Raw genomic sequence first — 490 nt, forward strand, 5'->3', positions numbered from 1 at the left:
GGGATATCAACAGGACGTCCTGCCTGCAGTTCCTTGATGTGCTCAATCATCAGGTCGGTATCAAAGGCCAGAGGATGGTCATAGTTAGTTGACACCCGTTCTTCAAAGGTCAGATGGGACTGATCCTTGTAATAAGAATCGTGCTCAATCATAGCAATCTTGGAATGGGGAAAATGATTGAGAATTTCCCGAGAAACGCTGGTTTTACCACCACCTGAACCACCTGTCACACCAATGATAATTGTTTTTTTCTGCATAAGAACTCCAATACTATCTCCTATAAAATCATCCCCTATTATACCCTAAAAGATGGTATAATTAAAGGCGACTTTGAACTGAAAAGGAAGCAAACAAGCATGACTATCCAATTACCGCAAGCCCTAAGGGAACACTTAAAAGAAGACGACATTCAGGAGTTAACCCCAATCCAGGAGCGGGCCTTTGAGCCCATCAAGGCTGGCAAGAACGTCCTAGGTGTCAGTCCTACTGG

The 490-nt window shown here is 44.1% G+C and carries 1 pseudogene; it reads right to left on the reverse strand.

The annotated features are described in order from the left end of the window. Window positions 1–257: pseudogene (locus FH871_RS34775) on the reverse strand (uridine kinase); the annotation flags it as partial. Between the last annotated feature and the right edge of the window lie 233 nt (window positions 258–490).

Origin of the sequence: Larkinella sp. C7 (genome assembly GCF_006149005.1) — a bacterium.
Classification (GTDB): Bacteria; Bacteroidota; Bacteroidia; order Cytophagales; family Spirosomataceae; genus Larkinella.